Below are 18,252 nucleotides of genomic sequence, written 5' to 3' on the forward strand. Positions count from 1 at the left end.
ACCGATGAAATTTACCGATCTGTTCGTGCGTCGGCCGGTGCTGGCGCTGGTGGTCAGCACTCTGATCCTGCTGTTCGGCGCGCTGGCGCTCAGCCAACTGCCGGTCCGCCAATACCCGCTGTTGGAAAACTCAACCATCACCATCAGCACCGACTATCCCGGCGCGTCGTCCGAGCTGATGCAGGGCTTTGTCACGCAGCCGATCGCCCAGGCGGTGTCGTCTGTCGAGGGCGTTGACTACCTTTCTTCCTCGTCAGTGCAGGGGCGCAGCGTGGTGACGGTGCGCATGGCGCTGAACCGCGATTCCACCCAGGCGTTGACCGAAGTGATGGCCAAGGTTAACCAGGTGCGTTACAAGCTGCCGGAGCAGGCTTACGATCCGGTGATTGAGCGCTCTGCCGGTGAAGCGACCGCTGTGGCCTATGTCGGCTTCTCCAGTAAAACGCTGTCCACGCCGGCGCTGAGCGAATACCTGACGCGGGTGGTGGAGCCGATGTTCACCACCATTGACGGTGTCGCCAAGGTGGAAGTGTTCGGCGGGCAAAAAATGGCGATGCGCCTGTGGCTGGACAGCGATCGGCTGGCCGGCCGCGGCCTGACCGCCGCCGACGTGGCCGACGCGGTGCGGCGCAACAACTACCAGGCGGCGCCGGGCAAGGTGAAAGGGCAGTATGTGGTTGCCAACGTGCGGGTGAATACCGATCTCACCAGCGTGGAGGAGTTCCGCAATCTGGTGGTGCGCAACGACGGCAACGGCCTGGTGCGCTTGAAAGACGTCGGCACCGTGGAGCTGGGCGCCGCGGCCACGGAAACCAGCGCGCTGATGGATGGCGAACCGGCGGTGTTCCTCGGTGTTTTCCCCACGCCGACCGGCAACCCGCTGGTGATCGTCGACGGCATTCGTCACCTGATGCCGGCAATTGACAAGATGCAGCCGCCGGGCGTGAAGATGGCGTTGGCGTTTGAAACCGCGCGCTTTATTCAAGCCTCGATCGATGAAGTGGTGCATACCCTACTCGAGGCGTTGGCGATCGTGGTGGCGGTGATCTACCTGTGTCTGGGATCGTTGCGCACCGTGTTGATCCCGGTGGTGACCATTCCGCTGTCGATCCTTGGCGCCGCCGGGCTGATGCTGGCCTTCGGCTTCAGCGTCAATTTGCTGACGCTGCTGGCGATGGTCCTGGCGATCGGTCTGGTGGTGGACGATGCCATCGTGGTGGTGGAGAACGTGCATCGCCATATCGAAGAGGGGAAAACGCCGCTGGCGGCGGCGATGATCGGCGCACGTGAAGTGGCGGGGCCGGTGATCGCCATGACCCTGACGCTGGCGGCGGTCTATGCGCCGATCGGCCTGATGGGGGGGCTGACCGGCGCGCTGTTTCGCGAGTTTGCGCTGACGTTGGCCGGCGCGGTGGTGGTGTCCGGCGTGGTGGCGCTGACGCTGTCGCCGGTAATGAGCTCTCTTCTACTGCCGGCCAAACAGAGCGAAGGGCGCGTGGCGCGTGGCGCCGAGTGGTTCTTCGGCGGCCTTACGCGGCGCTATGCGCGCGCGCTGGATTTCTCGCTGCACCACCGTTGGTTGACCGGCACGCTGGCGCTGCTGGTGATGATCAGCCTGCCGCTGCTGTACCTGATGCCGCAGCGCGAGCTGGCTCCGACCGAGGATCAGGCCATCGTACTGACCGCCATCAAGGCGCCGCAGCACGCTAACCTGAACTATGTCGAGCGCTTCGCCTATAAGCTGGATGAAGTCTACAACCGCATGCCGGAAACCGAAAGCCGCTGGATCATCAACGGCAGCGACGGCACGGCGTCTGGCATCGGCGGCATCAACCTGACGCTGTGGCAGGCGCGCGAGCGCTCGGCGTCGGCGGTGCAGGCCGATCTGCAAGGGGCGGTGAACGACGTCGAAGGTACCAGCATTTTCGCCTTCCAGCTGCCCGCCTTGCCGGGCTCCACCGGCGGGCTGCCGGTGCAGATGGTGCTGCGCACGCCGCAGGACTACCCGCAGCTGTATCGTACCCTCGAAGAGGTGAAGCAGAACGCCAGAAACAGCGGTCTGTTTATGGTAGTGGACAGCGATCTGGACTACAACAACCCGCTGGCGGAGGTGCATATCGATCGTGCCAAGGCCAACAGTCTGGGGATCCGCATGAGCGACATCGGCGAATCGCTGGCGGTGCTGGTGGGGGAAAACTACCTCAACCGCTTCGGTATGGATGGACGTGCCTATGACGTGATCCCGCAGAGCCTGCGTGAACAGAGGCTGACGCCGCAGGCGCTGGCGCGGCAGTACGTCCGCTCGCAGGACAATACGCTGGTGCCGCTCTCCACCGTGGTGTCGGTGGCCGTTAAAGTCGAACCGAACAAGCTGACCCAGTTTAATCAGCAGAACGCCGCCACCCTGCAGGCCATTCCCGCGCCCGGCGTTTCGATGGGCGAAGCGGTGGCCTTCCTTGAACGGCAGGCCAATGCGCTGCCGGCCGAGTTTAGCCACGACTGGCAGGGGGATTCGCGCCAATATACCCAGGAAGGCAATGCGCTGGCATTTGCGTTCCTGGCGGCGCTGGTGATCATCTATCTGGTGCTGGCGGCGCAGTACGAGAGCCTGAAGGATCCGCTGATTATCCTCATCACCGTGCCGCTGTCGATCTGCGGCGCCTTATTGCCGTTGGCGTTGGGTTACGCCACGATGAACATCTACACCCAGGTCGGGCTGGTGACCCTGATTGGGCTGATCAGCAAGCACGGTATTCTGATGGTGGAGTTCGCCAACGAACTGCAGATGCATCAGGGACTGACGCGGCGCGCCGCGATTTTGCAGGCGGCGAAAATTCGCCTGCGGCCGGTGCTGATGACCACCGGGGCGATGGTGTTCGGCTTGATTCCGCTGCTGTTTGCCAGCGGCGCCGGGGCTGCCAGCCGCTTCGGCCTGGGATTGGTGATCGTGTCCGGCATGCTGGTGGGCACGCTGTTCACCCTGTTTGTGCTGCCGACGGTGTATACGCTGCTGGCGCGCGATCACGCGGTGGCGTCATCCCGCCAGCGTGAGTTGGCTGCGGCGCAAAAGGCGCTGACGGAGTAACCCCCCGGCGCCCGAGTGAAAAATAAACCCGCCTCGGCGGGTTTTTCGTCAGTTTTTGCAGCCCATCAACTCCGGCAGGACGCCGGGCTTGCTTTTCAGCGAGGCCTGCACGTCGTCCGGCAGACCGGCCCAGATGATCAGGCCGGTGCGTTTCTCGATCTCGTCCACCGTCACGCGGAATTGGCAGAAGTCGGCGCCTTTTGGCGTGTTCTGATCGAACAGGAAAGCGGCATAGTGGTTCACCGCCGGGCTGTTGTTGATAAAAATCACCTTCCAGTAGGCGCTGGGGATGGTGTGCGCTTTCTGGGTGCCCGGCAGTTTGCCCATATCGCGCTCATACAGTGGCCCGGTCACGGTATAGACCGAGGAGATATCGGCGCGATCGATAAGCTTGCGCTCCTGATCTTCCAGCCGTGCCCAGGCGCCCTGATTCAGATCGGACTTTTGCGGCGTGATGTTGGACAGATAGTTAAGCGATTCCCAGTCGGAAACGCCCGCCAGCGAGGCCAGCGGCGCCTGATGACCGCGATCGACCTTCAACGCCGCATTGGCGCCGGTGTAATCGGCGGGTGCCAGGGTATCCGCCGGGTTGAGTGCCGGATCAGTTTTCCAGTTGCGCGTCTTGCCGCTGGCTGGCGTGTCTTTGGTGATGTGATAGGCCACCCAGTTGGCGAACTTGGTGGTGCTGTTGTTATTCAACGTATAAGCATGACGCACGATCGACACGTTGCTGCTGCCGCCGGTCGGGCAGCCGACCGCACAGTTGTCGATGGATTCGAGCGTGTCGGCCGACGCCTGTGCGGCGAATAGCAGGGCGGCCAGGGCCAGCATCTTGTTGTTAAAGCGCATATTCATATCCTCAATAAGTTAAAAAATACTGTATATATTTACAGTGAATTAAACTTATCGCAGTGAAACGAATACAACAATGCAACACATTCGTGTTGTGAATGTGTCAGCCTTGATACAGCTATTGTTGATCGGAAGGCGGCAGAAAGGAAAACGGCGTCCAACAGACGCCGTTTCAAAGGAGGTTATTCCAGCAGATCGTTGACCGTGCGGCGCACATAGTGCGTCATCTGCGCCAGATCGTCCGGTGAAACCGGGCCGCCGCCGGCGCGCACCACCTGCTGTTCGATCTGGGCGATCTCTTGCTCAACCTTGTTGGCGATCTGCACTTTGACTATTTTGTCTACCGAAGACAGCAGCACCTTCAATACCACTTTCAGCGCGATGTTCTCGCAGAACGAGTCGTAGTGATGAACCGGCGGCGGCGGGGCCGGAGCCGGCTCGGGCGCGCGCGGAGCCAGAGCCTTGAAGCTGTCTACATTTTCAATAATAAGATCCATGTCTCTTATTAGTTCATCAAAATCTTTAGACACTGACTTATTCCCTTCGCTGTGCGCAAAAAACAGAACGCCCGTCCTCGCGCTTAAAGCTGACGAGCGACGGGCAGAACGAATTCGAGCCGGACCTTCAGACGCTGAATGGCCGGGGGAGGGGCATTCTAACCTTGCCGCGAGTTGGCAACAAGATGGGGCCGTGCGAATGCGCGGCCCTTTGAATCACAGGCGTAGAAGGGTGCTTAACTTTTCAGCTTGGCGGTGATTTTTGCCACGTGCTCGCCCTGATAGCGGGCAATGGTCAACTCTTCGTTACTCGGTTGCCGAGAACCGTCGGCGCCGGCTATGGTGGTCGCGCCGTACGGCGTCCCGCCGCGCACCTGAGAAACGTCAAACAGTTCTGGCGTGGCATAGCCGATGGGCACGATGATGAACCCGTGGTGCGCCAGCGTGGTCCAGGTGGAACTGATGGTGTGTTCCTGGCCGCCGCCGGTGCCGGTGGAGGAGAAGACGCTGCCTACCTTGCCGTATAGCGCGCCGGAGGCCCACAGGCCACCGGTCTGATCGAGGAAGGTGCGCATCTGCCCGGCCATATTGCCGAAGCGGGTCGGCGTGCCGAAAATAATGCCGTCATAGTCCGCCAGTTCCTGCGGGCTGGCGACCGGCGCCTGCTGATGTTGTTTGCCCCCGGCTTTGGCAAAGGCCTCCGGCGTCATGGTTTCCGGCACGCGTTTAATCGTCACGTCCACGCCGTTAACCCGATTCGCGCCTTCGGCCACCGCCTGCGCCAAGTGTTCGATATGGCCGTACATTGAGTAATAAAGCACCAACACTTTCGTCATGTTCCGTACTCCCGCTCAGATGATTAACAAAAACCCTTGATAAGCATAGAAGCGAATGACGAATTTGGTTCTGCCGAATGGCGGATTCAGGGCAAGCGGCGCAACTTATGCGCCAGCCGTTGTTCCTGCCAGCGGCTGAAGACATTGCGCAGCAGCAGGGTGCGCACCGCCCGCATGATCAAGGCGAGGCTCATGCCGCCGATCGCCCACAGCGACCAGAGATATTGCGGATGGGTAAACCAGTTAATGGCGAACAGCATCACGCCAATTACGGCGAAACGCACCGCCATGCTCAGCAGTTTGCCTTCTGCCGCGACCTGGCGACGAATGCGCTGTTCCTCAGGCGTCTCTTCCTCCATTGCCTGTTGCGGCTGCGCATTGAGATCGCTGACCTGCACGCCCAGCGCGGCAGCGATCGCGGTCAAGGTTTCCAGGCTGGCCTGTTCACCGTTTTCAATCCGCTGGACGGTGCGGGTGCTGAGGCCGGCGATCGTCGCCAGCTGCTCTTGCGACCAGCCTTTTTCCAAGCGTAATGGCCTGATGCGGTACTTTTGCATGGTGCACTCCTGAGTTCGTTGTCACTGTCATTCAGTGTAGGGCGAGCGGGGAGGCGGCGCCACGACAGCGGCACGACAGCGACACGACATCCGCCGCCGGTGCGGGCCGGCGGGCAGTCAGAAGGCGACGTTGCGGATAAAGCGCAGGGGGAGATCGCCGTGATTGGCGTAAGCGTAGCGCTGATCGCTGTTGAAGGTTTGCGCGGTGCCGGCGGTGAGCGTCAGTGTATCTTGTTCCAGCTCCAGCGTCAGAGTGCCTGCAATCACGTAGATCATTTCGCTCCAGCCTTCGGGGTCCGGCGCAGAGTCATAGCGCTCGCCCGGCATCAGCGTCCATTCCCACAGCTCAGCCCGCTGCCGCGCCGGTACGCTGGCGGCGAACAGCGCTTGGCTGCCCGGTTGCACGCCTTGCCAGGCCAATTCCCCCACCAGTTGGCTGCCGCGCGCTTCCGGCGCCTGGATTAGATCGGTAAAGGAAATCGCCAGGGCGGCGGCGATCTTGTCGAGCACTGCCAGGCTGACGTTGCGATCGCCGGCCTCGATGCCCGCCAGCATGCGGCGGCTGACGCCGGAAAGCTCGGCCAGCGCCATCTGGCTCAGGCCCGTCTGTTGGCGGTAGCCGCGCAGATTGCTGCTCAGGTACTGCAGCACCTTGGGGGGATCGGTTTTTGCGTTATGCGCCGTATTGCTCATCGCCGGACTTTATCTCATACTGGCAGGATCTGTGCATTATATTGCACTCAGCAGGAAGGGCAAGCCGGTGTCAGCAGCAAAAAAATCCTTTATTTCCGCCGTGGTTCCGCAAATCCGGTTGCCGGAAGCGGTGCTGATTTTTATCACCATGATCTGGGGCGGCACCTTTTTGGCGGTGCATCACGCAATGCAGGTCAGCGGGCCGTTCTTTTTCGTCGGCCTGCGTTTCGCCACCGCCACGCTGGCGCTGACGCTGTTTTCGCTGCGCGTCCTGCGTGGCCTGACCCTGTATGAACTGAAGGCGGGCGTGCTGATCGGGCTGGCGATCATGTTCGGTTACAGCATGCAAACCGTCGGCCTGCAGACCATCACCAGCAGCCAATCGGCGTTTATCACCGCCATGTACGTGCCGATCGTGCCACTGTTGCAATGGCTGGTGCTGGGGCGGTTCCCCGGCATCATGTCGTGGATCGGCATTCTGTTGGCCTTTACCGGCCTGATGCTGCTGGCGGCACCGAGCAGCACCGACATGACGCTGAGCCTCGGTGAAATTCTGACGCTGGCCGGTACCCTGGGCATGGCGGCAGAGATCATTCTGATCGGCGCTTTCGCCGGCAAGGTCAATATCCGCCGAGTGACCATCGTGCAACTGGCGACCGCCTCGCTGACCTCATTTTTGATGATGGCACCGACTGGCGAGTCGCCGCCGCCGTATTCGGATTACCTGCTGTACAGCGCCATTGGGCTGGGGCTGGCCAGTGCCTTGATTCAGCTGACCATGAACTGGGCGCAGCGCAGCGTTTCGCCGACGCGGGCCACGGTGATTTACGCCGGCGAACCGGTCTGGGCGGGCATCGTCGGGCGGTTGGCCGGGGAGCGTTTGCCGGGCGTGGCGTTATTGGGGGGCGCGTTGATCGTGATTGGCGTGGTGGTCAGCGAGCTGCGCGTGCGGCGCAAGGATAAAGCGGCGGTGGCGACGGAAGCGGACTAGCGCAGGGGTGTCGAAAGAAGAAAGGGGCGGAGGGATCCGCCCCTTTTTGCATCATGCGGTTTTCTTCTTGCGCAGGAAGACGTAAGACAGGCCGAGCACGATGAACCACAGCGGGGTGACGATCAGCGCCTGACGAGTGTCTTCGCGCAGTGACAGCAGCACCAGCACGAACACGAAGAAAGCCATGCATACCCAGCACATCAGCTTGCCGGCCGGCATCTTGTAGATCGATTTCTGGTGCAGCGCCGGGCGCTGTTTACGGTAGACCAGGTACGAGCACAGGATGATGCTCCAGACGAACATGAACAGAATCGCCGATACGGTGGTCACCAGGGTGAAGACCGTCATCACGTTCGGGATCAGGTAAATCAGCACCACGCCGCCCAGCAGGCAGATGCAGGAGAAAGTGAGGCCGTTGGCCGGCACCGCGCGTTTGGACAGGTTGGCGAACGATTTTGGCGCGTCGCCTTCCTGCGCCAGTCCGAACAGCATGCGGCTGGTGGAAAACACGCCGCTGTTGGCGGAAGAGGCGGCGGAGGTCAGCACTACGAAGTTGATCACGCTGGCCGCGGCCGGCAGGCCGACCAGCACGAACAGTTCAACGAACGGGCTCTTGTCCGGCACCACGGAGTTCCACGGCGTCACCGACATGATGACGATCAGGGAGAACACGTAGAACATGATGATGCGGATCGGAATCGAGTTGATGGCGCGCGGCAGCGATTTCTCCGGATCCTTGGTTTCTGCGGCAGTGGCGCCCACCAGCTCAATGCCGACGAAGGCGAATACCGCAATCTGGAAGCCGGCGAAGAAGCCGCTGATACCTTTCGGGAACATGCCGCCGTCATTCCACAGATGGGTGAATGAGGCCACGGTGCCGGTCGGAGATTGGAACTGCATGGCGATCATCACCAGCCCGGCGACGATCAGCCCGACGATGGCGATGATTTTGATCATCGCAAACCAGAACTCCATTTCGCCGAACATCTTCACCGTCGCCAGGTTAAGGCCGAGCAGCAACAGTACGCACAGCAGCGAAGCGATCCATTGCGACAGCTCGGGGAACCAGAACTGGGCGTAGGAGGTGATCGCCACGACGTCGGCGATGCCGGTGACCACCCAGCAGAACCAATAGGTCCAGCCGGTGAAGAACCCGGCCCACGGGCCGAGCAGGTCCGCAGCGAAATCGCTGAACGATTTGTATTCCAGGTTGGACAGCAGCAGTTCGCCCATGGCGCGCATCACGAAGAACAGCATAAAGCCGATGATCATGTACACGAAAATGATCGAAGGGCCGGCCAGGCTGATAGTTTTCCCGGAACCCATAAACAGGCCGGTGCCGATGGCGCCGCCGATAGCGATCAGTTGAATATGTCGGTTAGTGAGGTTTCGCCGTAGATGATCTTCTGAAGCGGGCGTCGCGTCAGTCGCTATTTTAGAGTGATCTACCATCTGATGATGTCCTGTTTTACCTGTCATTAGTGAAATCGCGAGCTCTGAAGTGGCTCTTTTTTATACATTTATCCGGTTGGCCCGGCTTTAGTAAGGTAGTGCAATAACGCCACCTTTGTGCAACATGTTTACAACATTTATACGTGGGATAAAAGTCGATCAATCTTTACACGGAAGAGGCAAATCGGACGTTCAGGGAGCGGAAGGTTACTCTTCAAAACGTGGGATTAACAGACCTTATGTGGCTTATCTCGTTGATTAAACAAAGGGTTGCAAAACTCGCATGAGAAAAAGTAATGAGTGTAAGCGTTTGACAGCGGCTGAGGTGAGGAGGACAATTTACTGCGTTGGGTCGTTAGCTCAGTCGGTAGAGCAGTTGACTCTTAATCAATTGGTCACAGGTTCGAACCCTGTACGACCCACCAACCAAATCAGCGTGTTACAGCTCAGGCTTTTCTCCGATTGTTCCCTCATTGCGCCGTTTTAAGCGCGCATTCTGCAAAAAAAATCGCATTTTTCGACTGATGTTCAGAAAGGTGAGCTGGCGCAAACTGCAGTGTTGCACGGTACTTTATACGGCAAGAGAGGCTGTGCGCTGGCGCAACGTCGGCGCATGGGGCGGTCATTTGCCCAAGAATCTTTCAGGTCAAGAAATGGGGAACAAATGCGCCGCCGACATCAAGATCAGCGCCCAGGCGGCGGCCGAGAGTGCGGCGGTGGCATAGACGCGCCCCAGCGGCAGCTTCAGCATCCCGGCCATCAGCGGTACGGTATAGCGCATTACCGCCAGAAAACGCGAGGCGAACAGCAACGGCAGCCCTCTTTTTTGCAGGGCGCGCTGGGCTTTGTGCAGCGGTGCATGAAAACGTGCCGGTAGCCGGCTGCCAAGGTCGCGGCGGCATAGCAGCGCGCCGCAGTGGAACGACAAGATCGATCCCAGCGCGGCTCCGAGGGTGATAGCCGCCCAAACGGTGCCGACAGGCAGCGCGTGCTTGCCCGCAACGATGCCCATCAGCAGCGTGACCGAGGCAGGCGGCAGGACGGAGGAAACGAAGATCACGGATTTACCCAGCGCAAACAGGAAAATCAGCAGCAGCAACATTTCCGGCTCCGGACTGTATTTGGCGATAATATGCGTCAATTCATCCATTTAACACCTGCGGGCGAGGGGGCTGAGTGCCAGTGTCACATCCGCAGGTTCAATAATGACTAAATAATGCATCGCTATCCGGTAATCTTTGCGTCTTGTTTACTCACGTCGGCGCGCCGGTTTCTGAGCGCCCACAACAGCGCGCCGCACAGCAGCGAAAAGGCGGCCAGCACCAGCGGCCCGGCATGTGGGCTGTGAAAACGCTCTTCTGCCTCGGTGCGGATAAGCGGGGCTAAGAAGCTGAACGCGGCGCCGAGCGTGGTGCAAAAGCCGATGCCGGCCGCCAGCGCCGGGCCGGTGAGCACCTGAGCGGGAAACGTCCAGAAAATCGGCTGTACCGCCAGGAAACTGACTGCACAACAGCTCAGTGCGGCGATAGCGAGCAAAGGGCCGGCATAGGAAGAGACCACCAACCCCAGCGCCGCCGCGACCATGCAGCCGACGGCGATCGGCAATCTTCTGGCGGTGTTTCTGTCGGCATAGCGCGGCAGGAAATAGACGCCCAGCGCAGAGAATGCCCAAGGAATGGCGGCCACCAACGAGGCCTTGAAGCCGAGATGGGTGCCCATCAGCGAGGCGACCTGCGACGGTAGGAAAAACATCAGGCCGTACACGCCAATTTGCAGGGTGCCGTAGATCAACGCCAGATGCCAAACTTTGCCGCTTCTCATCGCCGCTTTGATGCTGCTGGTCTCGGTTTGTCGACGTTCATCGGCCAACTGTGCGACCAGCGCCGTACGTTCTTCCTCGGTCAGAAAGCGAGCCTGTTGCGGGCTATCGTCGAGATAGAAAAAGGCGAAGACGCCGAGGACGATGGCCGGCAACCCTTCCAGCACGAACATCCAGAACCAGCCGGGCTTACCCAGCACGCCGTGCATCTCCAGCAGTGCCCCCGACAGCGGGGAGCCGAGCGTCAGGGCCGCCGGCACGCCGAGCACGAAAATGCCAATGACCGAGGCGCGCACCTTATTGGGAAAATAGATCGACGCGAGCAGCAGGATGCCGGGGTAAAACCCGGCCTCGGCGATCCCCAGCAGAAATCGCAGGACGATAAACTGCTGTTCATTGGTCACCAGCCCGGTGCAGGCCGACAGCGCCCCCCACAGCGCAGTGGTGGCGCTGAGCCAGCGTTTAGCGCCCCAGCGGTTCATCAGCAGGTTGGCCGGGATGCCGAACAGCGCATAGGCGGCAAAAAATATCCCGGCGCCGAGCGCAAAGGCGGATTGGGACAGCGCGATATCGATAGCCATCGCGTCCTTGGCAAAACCGACGTTAACCCTGTCGATAAAGGCGACAAAGTACATGGCGAACATCAATGGCACCAGTCTGCGCCAGGTTTTGCGAATAGCAGCGTTGAGCGCAGGAGCGGTATAGGTAGTGTGATTCACTGGCGTTAACCTCTCTTTTGAGAATGACAAGCGTCGGTCGCAGGACCGTCCTGGCGCTGTTGCCCGCAACACGACGGCAACAGCGAATTTACTGCGCGAGCCTTAAAGGTCTAAAGGACTAATGGTCAGGCCTTTGGGTGTGAAAAAAACGCCGCGTATCGGCTCGGCAGGTTGGTGCAAATATCACCGTGGTGAATGGTGTGTTGTTTTTTTGTTAATCAAAAGTTCACACAGGGCTATGGCGCGTTCAAGCGCTTTGGTCGAGATCTGTGTGCGCTATCACCGAATTGGTAACCCGGTGATAGGCCCGGAGAGTGACGCTTTCATCTCGTGAGGGGGAGAGATAAGGTGAAGCACGGTAAAACAGAATGCAGGAGTGAACATGCTGAAGGTCATCGCTGAAGATTTTATCCACCCGGAACATATTGAAACCGTTATGCCATGGTATCGCGAGCTGGTGGAGAAAACCCGGCAGGAGCCGCTGTGCATCAGTTATGAGCTGTGTATCGACCAGCAGGACCCCGGGCATTTTATTTTTATCGAAAGCTGGCCGGATCGCGCCGCCCTGGATGTGCATTGCCAGACTGAGCATTTCACCCGGCTGGTGCCACAGATCAATCAGCATCAGCGCAAGCCTTGTACCTTCCTGTTTATGCAGGTGTTTCCCGGGTTAAACGGCGACTAGATGAAAAAAGCCCCGCAGGGGGCGGGGCTAATGGCTTCTCAATGCATCTTGTAATGGTTAATAAATAACCTTATTGCTTGAGGCATGCTCTGGGAATGCTCCTAAATGCATTCATTCTATGAATGATTATGCGCTGTGACCTCGCTGGCATTTTTGATTTCGCGCAACATACGGCGGCGTATCAACCCGCTGACCAGGCGAATAGTATACCAGTAGGGGGTGAACCGCCGTCGGCTGGCGTCGTCGGGGCAGAAGATGCGCGTTTCCGTTACCAGGCGGTAGCGGCCGTCCGGCAAAGGGTTTACGACGTAACCCAGCGCCAGTTTGGCGACGCCGGGCTGAGCGAAGGCCAGAAATCCCGGCCCGTCGGCGACGTCCTCCAGACCGTATTCGGCCTGCCAAAAGCGGCCGATCAGGCCATAGACCAGAGATGTTCCATCCTGCTCAAGCAGGCAAAAGTTATGCAGGCCAAACGGCGGCGGGCTGGGCGTTTGGCGTGGCATCAGCCGCGCGGGCAATTCGCGCAGTGCTATCATGCTGCGGAAGAAGCGATCGTGCTTGGGATCGTAAGCGGCCACGGCCGCCAGGATCCGGGCCGGCGGTGCGGCGATGGCGATCGCATGCCGCTCCGAGAACTGGTATTGCTCAAGGTATTTATTCAGCAGCGTCATGTTTTGCATTCTCCCGCCATTCACCTTGCAGCAGGGCGAAACCGAATTCGTCGCCCCATGCGCCTTTGAAAAACACGTTTTGCCGCCAATAGGCCTCGCGCCGAAAATTCAGCTTGCCGAACAGCGCGATGGCGGGAAGATTACGCGCGTCCACCACCGCGGTAATGCGGTGTTTCGCCAGCGGCCCGAACAACAGAGCGATGACGGCGCTCAGTGCCTCATGCGCCAGCCCTTGACGTTGGTGACCGGGTGCGAAAGTCACGCCCAGCTCAGCCTGGCGCCCTGCATCGAAGAAATGTACCGCGACATCGCCGAGCAACGCGCCGTCCTCGCGGCGCTCGACCGCCAGTTGAAACCAGCTGCCGTCACGGTTGAACTCGAGCCGCCGCTGCCGTTCGAAAAAGGCCTGCGCATCGGCCGCGCTGTAGTCGCTCCAGCTCTGATAGCGCGCCACGTCAGGATGGCTGCGGTAAGCGGTAAAATGGGGCAGATCGTCGGGCGTGAAGGGGCGCAGGATCAGCCTGGGAGTCAACAGAGGTAAATAGCGCATTGTTTTTCCTTATCAGCGCATTAGGGCTATCGGCAGTGTAGCCCAAGCGCTGAAAGGAAGGCTGCGTAAAATGAGCTGCGGAAAAAGCGGGGAAAGCCGCCCATAGCTCATTCGTTGTGAGTTTCCTTTTGAAAAAAGATCAGCGTCAGCAACAGGGCGGTGGCGCCGAGTGGCAGAGAAAACAGCGGCAGATAATGGGCCGGCAACGCATAGAGCGTCAGGCCGCCCAGCATGCCGCCCGCTGCGATACCGGCGTACAGCACCGAACTGTTGAGTGACGCGGCCAACGCGCCAACGTGGTTTGGCAGCGACAATAAGCGGTGCTGGATCGGCACCAGATACATCCAGCCGGTGATGCCCCAGGCCAGAAAGAGGGCCAGCACCCACCAGGGGGAGGCAATATAGAAGGTCAGCAGGAATAGGGACAGCGTCTGGATCGTCACAGAAAGCAGCAGCACGAACTTGCTGCCGAGGGCGTCGGTCAGTACACCGGAGGCAACATTCCCGATCGCGGCGCCGACGCCGAATATCAGCAGTGCAAGGGGGAGGATCGCCTCCGGGCCAAAACGGGTATTTATCAGCAATACGCTGACGTAGCTATAAACGATATGTTCTGAACAAACGGCAAAAAATGTAATTAGCAGCGTGGTCAGTACCGCCTTTTGCCGCAGCGGGGCGAGCCGCTTTTTGAGCGAATGTTTATCTGGCGGCGCAAGGGTGTGTAGCGCCAGCGAAAGGCCCAGCAATGCAATCGCCCCCAGCAGGGCGATGAACAGGAAGACTTCGCGCCAGCCGATCAGTTTGGCGAGAAAAGTGCCAAACGGAATGCCGAGCGCAATAGCCAATGTCATACCCCCATAGACGATGGAAATGGCCAGACCGCGGCGTTTTTCCTCCACCAGCCCCACCGCGGCGGCGGCGGCCTGCGGCGTATAACAGGCCGCCCCTAAGGCCGCCAGCACTCTGCCGACCGAGACCTGCAGGTAGTTGGTGGCACAGGCGCAGGCCAGGTTGCCGGCGATGAACAGCACCAGCGCCAACTGCAGGATACGCTTGCGGTTGACGTTGCCAAGCAGCCAGGCGGTCAGTGGTGCGAATAGCATGTATGCCAGCGCGAATACCGATATCAACTGCCCCGTTTGCGCGATGCTGACGGCAAAGGTGTCGGAAATGTCGCTGAGCACGCCGGCGACGATAAAAGTGTCAGTGCCGATGGCGAAGGTACCGATTGCCATCAGGTAAAGCGGGAAAAGCTGACTGTTATAGCCCGTTAATCTCATTCTGTATTCCTGACAGGTTCGTTTTTATCGTGGCACGCCCCCATTATTTTCGGTATGGCGTCGGTTATTCATCAAACTCAGGCCCACAGAAAAAGTAATGGCGGACAGGTGGCGCTGTCCATGACAGAAATGACAGGTTTACGCTATCCGGCAACTCTGTTATCTGCACGATGCCGAAAAGGAGAAATAAGCTGGAGAATAGCTTTTTCGTTATAGCGTTGGCATTTTTTATTATATGAAACGGCTACTGGCGTCGGGCCGCGATATTCTATAGTGAGCCTGACCTATTAATAAATCGGCATCGCTATCTGGAGAACCTGCGTTATGAATATCCGCACTCAACGGCTCATGGCGGAGGTGATGGGCAGCTTGGCCGATCGCGAACGTTTTCTGACGCAGCTGGGGCCCTGCGCTGAGGCATTGGGGTTTGATTATTTCTCCTACATCGTGTTTTCCTGTTATCCGGCAAGCCGACCCAAAATGCTGATCGAAGGGAATTTTTCAGCGAACTATCTCGAGGATTATCGGCGGCAGCGGACGTATTTGCAGGATCCGGTTATTGAGCGCGCTCACCATTCCACGCTGCAGTTCCCGTGGGACGAAAGCTTTTATCACGAACGGCCAGCGCTTTGGCGGCGTATGGCGCAGTTCGGCCTGTGTGCAGGTTGGTCGCAATCGGTCAAGGATTGCTATGGCCGGCTGGGGATCCTGACGTTTGCCGGCAGGGCGTTACCGGAGCAAACGCCGCAAGCGCGGGCGGCAAATGAAACCTTTTTCCTTTGGCTAGCGCAAACCGCTCATAAAACGCTGCGGGAAGCTTTGATATCGGTGAACGACGACGCGATAAAAGATGTGCTGACGCTGCGCGAAAAAGACATCTTGCGCTGGTGCAGCGAAGGGAAAACGGCGGAAGAGATTGCGCTGTTGATGGGGATAAGCGAACGCACGGTCAATTTCCATATAGGCAACTCGATTAAAAAACTTTCTGTCGCCAATAAGACCGCCGCCACCGCCAAAGCGGTTTATTTACAGCTGATTTAATTGTGAGGAATAAATAATTAATCGCCTATCAGTTAGCGGTGCGATGTTTATATTTTGTTAAATTAAGCATTGTCCTTATCAGTATTTACCTCCGATCACAAAAGCGTGATAAAGCGGTTCACCGCCCCCGTGCGCGGCAGTACTCTGTAGGCACCCGGTTTACATAGAAAGGACGTGATATGTACAAGACTATTTTAGTGCCGATCGATATTGAAGAAGATTTGTTGACCGAGCATGCGCTGAAGCATGTGGAGTATTTGGCGAAGATGTCCGGCGCTAAGGTGCATTTCTTCCATGCGCTGCCGGATGCTTCGGCTTTTGTTACTGCCTATTCGTTCGGTCTCAAGGAGTTTGAGAATCAGGCGGAAGTGAAGGCGGTGGAGAAACTGAAGCAAATCATGTCAGAAATCGATCTGCCGTTGGATCGCCTCAATTACACCGTCAGCTTTGGCTCCGCGCGCGATCAAGCGCTGGAATTGGCGGAAGAGATCGACGCCGATCTGATCATCATCGGTTCGCGCCGCCCGAGCGTGAAAACCTATCTGCTGGGGTCTAATGCCGCCGCCATTGTGCGCCATGCCAATATTTCGGTGATGGTAGTCAGATAATCCTTCTCAAGCCCACCGTTCTCGGGCGCGTTCTGCGGTTTGCAGAGCGCGCCTGGCGTTTTATTGCCATCTCAGTCTGAGCTGCTACGATTTTAGCTGACGTTTTATGCCAACCGGGCCACCGGCCTTGCGCATATTCTTCATCTCAGCCAGAAGAGGGGCAGCTATGCCATTAGAAGTCGATGGGATCATAAGAGGCGATAGGGGCAGTGAACCGAACCGCTGGCAACATGCATCAACCAAACCGCATATCACGCTGACCTGGCATCACACCATTCCCTGGAACTGTTTACGTAATGTCTGGAATGGTCTGGTGGCGGGGCAGCATTGGAACGCGCTGGACGAGTTTATGGATCTGATCGGTGTGCCAAACCGCGCTGAGGTGCTTAAACAGATCAAGAATAAAAACCTGCAGGATCGTGATGGATTACATACCCTGGTGACCTGGCAAGGATGGAATATCGTCGAAGGGCCAGGCAACGAGTATCGCGCGCAGGGGGACGATCCCGGTGAAAATTTCGACGGTTGGTCGGGTAATGGCATGAGCACTAATCAGCGAGCGACGCAGCAGCAGGTCAACGTGCTGTATCGGGTGATGGAGCCGTTGGGAAACCGTGCGCTGGACGCCGCCAGACAGGCGCCGAACATTACTGCAGAAGAAGCGAGCGTCTTGCAACGGACGATTAAACAGACCCGCCCAACGTTGCGAGGAAAGGAACCGATCCGGTGGCAAGAGGACATGTGGCATCAGGTGCAGCCGGGTAAAGAGGCGAAACACTTCGCCCGCTGGGATATCAAACCGGTGTGGCGCAAGCGCTTGCACAGCGATCTGGCTCCGGCAGGATAAGTCTCTCCCCGCGCCGTGTTGCCGGCGCGGGGGCATCAATCCGGCGCTAATCGCACAGCGCCACTATTTCGTCGTATAACATCCTGGGGATCTCTACGCCGTCTTGCTCACTCTGGCGCCGCTGTCGATATCGGCGCTCGCCTGGGATGCGTGCGCCTTGCGCCTGCATATCGTCAAACATTGCCTCTGCGTTGGCGAAATATTTCTCCTGATCCGCACCGAGAAAACGCTCGGGATCCAACGCGATGATCAGCTCACCGCCGTAAGGCGACGAACCGGTGCCGTCGTCGTAGGCCAGCGACTCTTTGCTGGTCATATCGCCGATCAGCGGCCCAGCCAATAATTCAACCATCGCCGCCAGCGCCGAGCCCTTGTGTCCACCAAAGGTCAGCATAGCTCCCTCCAATACGCTGGCGGCATCGGTGGACGGATTGCCTGCCTTATCAATGCCCCAGCCTTCAGGTAGCGGGGTGCCTGCGCGGCGATGTAATTCGATTTCGCCGCGCGCCGCAGCGCTGGTGGCCATGTCGAACAAAAACGGTGGCCGATTCGGGCGCGGCCAGCCAAAGGCGAGGGGATTGGTGCCGAACAGCGGGCGTGAACCGCCGGCCGGCGTCACCCAGGCGTGGCTCGGCGTGCAGGCTAAGGCCACCAACCCCTGTTCGGTCAACGGCTCGATGTCGGCCCATAGCGCGGAGAAATGTACGCAGCGGTTGATCGCCAGCGCGGCGATGCCATTGGCGCGCACCTTATCGACAAAAGCCGGCAGAGCGGTGCGGTAGGCCAGCAGGGAAAACGCGCCGCCGGCGTCGGCGCGCAAGATGGCTGGTGCCGAGTCGATCAGCCTGGGCTTTGCATCGGCAGAGACTTTACCTGCCCGCAGCGATTGCACGCAGCCCAACAGCCGGTACAGCCCGTGCGAAGCGCAGCCGTCGCGTTCGCCCTGGGTGACATTTTGCGCCACCGCCTCGGCATGCGCCTGATTGAAACCGTTGCCGCGCAGCGTACGCAACGCCAGTTGATAAGCCTGTTCCAGTGACAAAGCGTGCATGGATGTCATTTCGATGTC

18 protein-coding genes and 1 tRNA gene are annotated in these 18,252 nt (G+C 58.9%); 7 read left to right on the plus strand and 12 right to left on the minus strand.

Features of this window, described 5'->3' with window-relative positions; all coding sequences use genetic code 11:
- Window positions 1-4 precede the first annotated feature (4 nt).
- Window positions 5-3,085 (plus strand): MexW/MexI family multidrug efflux RND transporter permease subunit, encoded by a 3,081-nt coding sequence (locus tag EGY12_RS15750; protein WP_123894548.1) that lies wholly within the window; start codon window positions 5-7, stop codon window positions 3,083-3,085.
- A gap of 48 nt (window positions 3,086-3,133) precedes the next feature.
- On the opposite strand, the gene EGY12_RS15755 is transcribed toward EGY12_RS15750, so the two are convergent.
- The 5 genes from EGY12_RS15755 to EGY12_RS15775 all read right to left on the minus strand — a co-directional run bounded on the left by EGY12_RS15755 (window position 3,134) and on the right by EGY12_RS15775 (window position 6,520).
- Window positions 3,134-3,934: a DNA/RNA non-specific endonuclease gene (locus EGY12_RS15755; RefSeq protein ID WP_015377376.1), complete on the minus strand. Its 801-nt coding sequence runs from the start codon at window positions 3,932-3,934 to the stop codon at window positions 3,134-3,136.
- A 185-nt stretch (window positions 3,935-4,119) separates the two neighbouring features.
- Window positions 4,120-4,434, minus strand: coding sequence for a hypothetical protein (locus tag EGY12_RS15760; RefSeq protein ID WP_016928271.1), 315 nt, complete (start codon window positions 4,432-4,434; stop codon window positions 4,120-4,122).
- Between the two features lie 236 nt (window positions 4,435-4,670).
- Window positions 4,671-5,270, minus strand: a complete 600-nt coding sequence (wrbA, locus tag EGY12_RS15765) for an NAD(P)H:quinone oxidoreductase (RefSeq protein WP_049201633.1) — start codon at window positions 5,268-5,270, stop codon at window positions 4,671-4,673.
- 86 nt (window positions 5,271-5,356) lie between these two features.
- Entirely contained in the window at window positions 5,357-5,827 is a 471-nt protein-coding gene (locus tag EGY12_RS15770) for a helix-turn-helix domain-containing protein (protein WP_123894549.1), read from the minus strand.
- Between the two features lie 117 nt (window positions 5,828-5,944).
- A complete protein-coding gene (locus EGY12_RS15775) occupies window positions 5,945-6,520 on the minus strand; it encodes a helix-turn-helix domain-containing protein (protein ID WP_123894550.1) in 576 nt (191 codons plus the stop codon).
- A gap of 67 nt (window positions 6,521-6,587) precedes the next feature.
- Here EGY12_RS15775 and EGY12_RS15780 point away from each other — a divergent pair, with 67 nt between their 5' ends.
- Window positions 6,588-7,511, plus strand: coding sequence for a DMT family transporter (locus tag EGY12_RS15780; protein WP_038875309.1), 924 nt, complete (start codon window positions 6,588-6,590; stop codon window positions 7,509-7,511).
- Between the two features lie 51 nt (window positions 7,512-7,562).
- On the opposite strand, the gene cycA is transcribed toward EGY12_RS15780, so the two are convergent.
- Window positions 7,563-8,963 (minus strand): D-serine/D-alanine/glycine transporter, encoded by a 1,401-nt coding sequence (gene cycA, locus EGY12_RS15785; RefSeq protein ID WP_123894551.1) that lies wholly within the window; start codon window positions 8,961-8,963, stop codon window positions 7,563-7,565.
- A 349-nt stretch (window positions 8,964-9,312) separates the two neighbouring features.
- Here cycA and EGY12_RS15790 point away from each other — a divergent pair.
- Window positions 9,313-9,388, plus strand: a tRNA-Lys gene (locus EGY12_RS15790).
- Window positions 9,389-9,609: 221 nt separating this feature from the next.
- Here EGY12_RS15790 and EGY12_RS15795 read toward each other — a convergent pair.
- Entirely contained in the window at window positions 9,610-10,113 is a 504-nt protein-coding gene (locus EGY12_RS15795) for a DedA family protein (protein ID WP_123894552.1), read from the minus strand.
- A 74-nt stretch (window positions 10,114-10,187) separates the two neighbouring features.
- A complete protein-coding gene (locus tag EGY12_RS15800; RefSeq protein ID WP_123894553.1) occupies window positions 10,188-11,501 on the minus strand; it encodes an MFS transporter in 1,314 nt (437 codons plus the stop codon).
- A 382-nt stretch (window positions 11,502-11,883) separates the two neighbouring features.
- Between EGY12_RS15800 and EGY12_RS15805 the strand changes: the two genes are divergently transcribed.
- On the plus strand, window positions 11,884-12,186 hold the full coding sequence (locus EGY12_RS15805; protein ID WP_047730753.1) for a putative quinol monooxygenase: 303 nt from the start codon (window positions 11,884-11,886) through the stop codon (window positions 12,184-12,186).
- Between the two features lie 116 nt (window positions 12,187-12,302).
- On the opposite strand, the gene EGY12_RS15810 is transcribed toward EGY12_RS15805, so the two are convergent.
- From EGY12_RS15810 to EGY12_RS15820, 3 genes are all read right to left on the minus strand, one after another.
- On the minus strand, window positions 12,303-12,857 hold the full coding sequence (locus EGY12_RS15810; protein ID WP_123894554.1) for a hypothetical protein: 555 nt from the start codon (window positions 12,855-12,857) through the stop codon (window positions 12,303-12,305).
- Window positions 12,841-13,407, minus strand: a complete 567-nt coding sequence (locus EGY12_RS15815; RefSeq protein WP_123894555.1) for a GNAT family N-acetyltransferase — start codon at window positions 13,405-13,407, stop codon at window positions 12,841-12,843. The genes EGY12_RS15810 and EGY12_RS15815 overlap by 17 nt, the downstream gene beginning before the upstream one ends.
- 107 nt (window positions 13,408-13,514) lie before the next feature.
- Window positions 13,515-14,687 (minus strand): MFS transporter, encoded by a 1,173-nt coding sequence (locus tag EGY12_RS15820; protein ID WP_123894556.1) that lies wholly within the window; start codon window positions 14,685-14,687, stop codon window positions 13,515-13,517.
- Between the two features lie 324 nt (window positions 14,688-15,011).
- On the opposite strand from EGY12_RS15820, the gene EGY12_RS15825 reads away from it, so the two are divergent.
- The 3 genes from EGY12_RS15825 (at window position 15,012) to EGY12_RS15835 (ending at window position 17,183) form a co-directional block, all read left to right on the plus strand.
- On the plus strand, window positions 15,012-15,728 hold the full coding sequence (locus EGY12_RS15825; RefSeq protein ID WP_123894557.1) for an autoinducer binding domain-containing protein: 717 nt from the start codon (window positions 15,012-15,014) through the stop codon (window positions 15,726-15,728).
- Window positions 15,729-15,907: 179 nt separating this feature from the next.
- Window positions 15,908-16,336 carry a universal stress protein gene (locus EGY12_RS15830; RefSeq protein WP_049272887.1) on the plus strand — a complete coding sequence of 143 codons (429 nt, stop codon included), beginning with the start codon at window positions 15,908-15,910 and terminating at the stop codon, window positions 16,334-16,336.
- A gap of 166 nt (window positions 16,337-16,502) precedes the next feature.
- Window positions 16,503-17,183 (plus strand): hypothetical protein, encoded by a 681-nt coding sequence (locus EGY12_RS15835; protein ID WP_123894558.1) that lies wholly within the window; start codon window positions 16,503-16,505, stop codon window positions 17,181-17,183.
- 46 nt (window positions 17,184-17,229) lie between these two features.
- Here the strand turns inward: EGY12_RS15835 and EGY12_RS15840 are convergent, their stop codons facing one another.
- On the minus strand, window positions 17,230-18,243 hold the full coding sequence (locus tag EGY12_RS15840) for an Ldh family oxidoreductase (RefSeq protein ID WP_123894559.1): 1,014 nt from the start codon (window positions 18,241-18,243) through the stop codon (window positions 17,230-17,232).
- Window positions 18,244-18,252 lie beyond the last annotated feature (9 nt).

This window comes from Serratia sp. FDAARGOS_506 (genome assembly GCF_003812745.1).
GTDB lineage: Bacteria > Pseudomonadota > Gammaproteobacteria > Enterobacterales > Enterobacteriaceae > Serratia.

Bases quoted from the DNA above. Each gene is read 5' to 3' on its own strand.
- EGY12_RS15750 (WP_123894548.1), top strand. From the start codon at position 5: ATGAAATTTACCGATCTGTTCGTGCGTCGGCCGGTGCTGGCGCTGGTG.
- EGY12_RS15755 (WP_015377376.1), bottom strand. From the start codon at position 3,934: ATGCGCTTTAACAACAAGATGCTGGCCCTGGCCGCCCTGCTATTCGCC.
- EGY12_RS15760 (WP_016928271.1), bottom strand. From the start codon at position 4,434: ATGGATCTTATTATTGAAAATGTAGACAGCTTCAAGGCTCTGGCTCCG.
- wrbA (WP_049201633.1), bottom strand. From the start codon at position 5,270: ATGACGAAAGTGTTGGTGCTTTATTACTCAATGTACGGCCATATCGAA.
- EGY12_RS15770 (WP_123894549.1), bottom strand. From the start codon at position 5,827: ATGCAAAAGTACCGCATCAGGCCATTACGCTTGGAAAAAGGCTGGTCG.
- EGY12_RS15775 (WP_123894550.1), bottom strand. From the start codon at position 6,520: ATGAGCAATACGGCGCATAACGCAAAAACCGATCCCCCCAAGGTGCTG.
- cycA (WP_123894551.1), bottom strand. From the start codon at position 8,963: ATGGTAGATCACTCTAAAATAGCGACTGACGCGACGCCCGCTTCAGAA.
- EGY12_RS15795 (WP_123894552.1), bottom strand. From the start codon at position 10,113: ATGGATGAATTGACGCATATTATCGCCAAATACAGTCCGGAGCCGGAA.
- EGY12_RS15805 (WP_047730753.1), top strand. From the start codon at position 11,884: ATGCTGAAGGTCATCGCTGAAGATTTTATCCACCCGGAACATATTGAA.
- EGY12_RS15810 (WP_123894554.1), bottom strand. From the start codon at position 12,857: ATGACGCTGCTGAATAAATACCTTGAGCAATACCAGTTCTCGGAGCGG.
- EGY12_RS15815 (WP_123894555.1), bottom strand. From the start codon at position 13,407: ATGCGCTATTTACCTCTGTTGACTCCCAGGCTGATCCTGCGCCCCTTC.
- EGY12_RS15820 (WP_123894556.1), bottom strand. From the start codon at position 14,687: ATGAGATTAACGGGCTATAACAGTCAGCTTTTCCCGCTTTACCTGATG.
- EGY12_RS15825 (WP_123894557.1), top strand. From the start codon at position 15,012: ATGAATATCCGCACTCAACGGCTCATGGCGGAGGTGATGGGCAGCTTG.
- EGY12_RS15830 (WP_049272887.1), top strand. From the start codon at position 15,908: ATGTACAAGACTATTTTAGTGCCGATCGATATTGAAGAAGATTTGTTG.
- EGY12_RS15835 (WP_123894558.1), top strand. From the start codon at position 16,503: ATGCCATTAGAAGTCGATGGGATCATAAGAGGCGATAGGGGCAGTGAA.
- EGY12_RS15840 (WP_123894559.1), bottom strand. From the start codon at position 18,243: ATGACATCCATGCACGCTTTGTCACTGGAACAGGCTTATCAACTGGCG.